General features: G+C 71.1%; 2 protein-coding genes and 1 pseudogene. 2 read left to right on the top strand and 1 reads right to left on the bottom strand.

What is annotated here, in order from left to right; genetic code table 11:
- On the top strand, positions 1–1,041 hold a 1,041-nt coding region (locus MJ797_RS26810; RefSeq protein WP_239342549.1), incomplete at its 5' end, for a pentapeptide repeat-containing protein.
- Positions 1,042–1,119: 78 nt separating this feature from the next.
- On the opposite strand, the gene MJ797_RS26805 is transcribed toward MJ797_RS26810, so the two are convergent.
- The gene (locus MJ797_RS26805) at positions 1,120–1,701 is read right to left on the bottom strand and encodes a recombinase family protein (protein WP_374583048.1); all 582 of its coding nucleotides are present in this window, start codon (positions 1,699–1,701) and stop codon (positions 1,120–1,122) included.
- Between the two features lie 232 nt (positions 1,702–1,933).
- On the opposite strand from MJ797_RS26805, the pseudogene MJ797_RS26800 reads away from it, so the two are divergent.
- Positions 1,934–2,578 (top strand): annotated as a pseudogene (locus MJ797_RS26800) (hypothetical protein); the annotation flags it as partial.

The raw sequence follows: 2,578 nt of genomic DNA, 5'->3' as shown, positions 1-2,578 counted from the left end.
CAGCTCGGCTCGGACACCCTCGACGTCCGCCTTGGCGGGATCTACGCACTTGAACGAATCGCGACGGACTCGCCCGCCGACCACCGCACAGTCGTGGAGGTGCTCTCGGCGTTCGTCCGCGAGCACACCACCCCCGGTCGGCCGGGCGCGGCTCGCCGTGGACACTCTGCCGCTCTGCCCACTCCCGCCGACCGCGCCACTGTCACCATCCCCGCCCCTGCCGGACCGGACCTGGACACCGACATCCAGGCTGCCCTGACTGTGCTGGGCCGGCTCCCTGAGCGGGCGGGTGTTCCCCGTGCTGACCTCACCGGCGCTTACCTGTCCGGCGCCCAACTGTTCGGGGCGAACCTCACCGGTGCCCGCCTGTCCGGCGTTCACCTGTCCGGCGCTGACCTGCTCAGGGCGAATCTGACCGGTGCCAAGTTATCCAAGGCGAATATGGCCGGTGCCGAGCTATTCAGGGCGAACCTATCCGGTTCTCGGCTGAACCTAGCGAATCTGACCGGCGCCCGGCTGAACCGGGCGAACCTATCCGATGCTGTATTGGCCGAGGCGGACCTGTCCGACGCCATATTGGCCGAGGCGGACCTGTCTGACGCTGTGTTAGGCGGGGCGAACCTGACTAATGCCCAGTTAGGTGGTGCGAACCTGACAGAAGCTGTGTTAGGAGGAGCGGACCTGACAGAAGCCCGGTTGCGTGGTGCGAACCTGACCGGCGCCTGGCTGGGTGGTGTGAACCTGTCGGGCGCCCGGCTGGACGAGGCCAATCTAACCGGTGCCGGGCTGTATAAGGCGAACCTGACTCGCGCCGAGCTGGCCGGTGCGAACCTGACCGGCGCTTGGCTAGACGATGCAGACTTGACCGATACCTGGCTGGGCGAAGCCGACCTCACCGACGCCCAGTTGAGAGGAGCGAACCTGTCCGACGCCCAAGGGCTACGGCAAGAGCAGGCGGACGCTGCGCGGGGGGACGGCCGGACGGGGCTGCCGCCGGGATTGGCCCGACCGACGCACTGGCCGGAGAGCACTTCACCCTGACACTCGGTAATCAATATTTTGCTCGGATCGGGTTGGCGCGTCCCCTCCGTACAGGCAGCGTCGCCAGCACCAGAGTGGTCAGGAGTTGCTGGCGGTTGCTGCGAGGTGGCGGTAGATGGTGGGGCGGGTGACGCCGAACTCCTCGGCGATCTGCTGCACGGTGTACTTCCGTTTGCCGTCGGGGCCGGTCTCGTCGTACATCTCCCGGGCCAGCCGCACCTGGCGGGGGCCGAGCTTGGGCTTCTGCCCGCCGGTGCGCCCGCGGGCGCGGGCGGCGGCCAGCCCGTCCCTGGTCCGCTCCGACATCAGGGACTGCTCGAACTCCGCGATCGACCCGAGGATCTGGAAGAACATGCGGCCCAGCGCGGTGGAGGTGTCGATGCCCTGGTCGAGCACGACCAGGTCGACCCCGCGCTGTTGCAGCTGGCGGGACAGCACGAGGAGGTTCTCCAGCGAGCGGCCGAGCCGGTCGAGCTTGGTGACCACGAGGTGGTCGCCCTTGCGGGCCACCAGCAGGGCCTTGTCAAGCTCGGGGCGGCGGGCCAGCTTCCCGCTGGCCTTGTCGATGAAGACCTGCTCGCAGCCGGCCGCACGCAGGGCGTCGACCTGGGCCTCCGGATTCTGATCATGGGTTGACACGCGCGCCACGCCGATCTTCATGGCCCCAAACCGTATCACGGACGGGGGTGCGCGCAACATTGCCGCGTACACGCCACGCGGACACCCGCGACCTGCGGAAACGCATTTCAGATCTCCGTGTGTCGCGGACGAACGTCTGCGGACACCCGCCCAGGCGCATGAGCGCCCATGCCGGGGGCGGGCGGGGGCCGGCTCCCGGTGGGCATCCGGCGGCCCCCCGCACTCCGGATCGCGAGCGCGGCACGCACACCCCGTGCCACACGGGATGGATGCCTACCGCCAGTCGCCGCAGGCCGGCATCTCCTCGGGCACCGGGCACCCGGTGCCGCCTGGGGCAGGCGGCTATCCGCCCACTGACGGCCTGCAAGAGCAGGCCGACGACCCGTTGCGCCTGCTGGTGGGCGGGGGGCGTAGGCTGCCGCTGCTCACGACGAGGAGAGGGAGACCCGTGCCGGCCATGACACTCGCACCGGCGGGAAGCAGCCCGGGGGTGGCCGTAGGCGGCGACCCGGATACGGCCCCGACCACAGGGGCGCAGGCAGTCGGCGTACAGCCGGCCACCGGTGGCGAGGAGCCGTCCGTGTCCCCGGCGCCGGTGACCCGGGTCAGCTTCGGCCTCGACACCCTCGGCCGCTGGCGCGTCGAGATCCGCGACGACGCGGGCATCCACGTCCAACACCTGTCCGGCGGCGCCGCCGGAGGGCCGCCGCTGGACCTCGACGGCTACCCCACCGACGACCCGGCCGGCGCCGTCGCCCTCCAGCAGGCGCTGCGCGCCCGCTTCCCCGGCGCCGACGTCGCATGGCGGCCCGGGGTCATGGACACCCTCGACGAGACCACCGCCGCCGCCCACCGGGCGCTGGCCGCCGCCGGCGCCGACCGGCAGGCCGCCCGCGCC

The sequence above is a fragment of the Protofrankia sp. CiP3 genome (assembly GCF_917627345.1).
Taxonomy (GTDB): domain Bacteria; phylum Actinomycetota; class Actinomycetes; order Frankiales; family Frankiaceae; genus Protofrankia.
The sequence above is the reverse complement of the archived record's forward strand: the minus strand, read 5'-3'. Positions and strand labels throughout refer to the sequence as shown.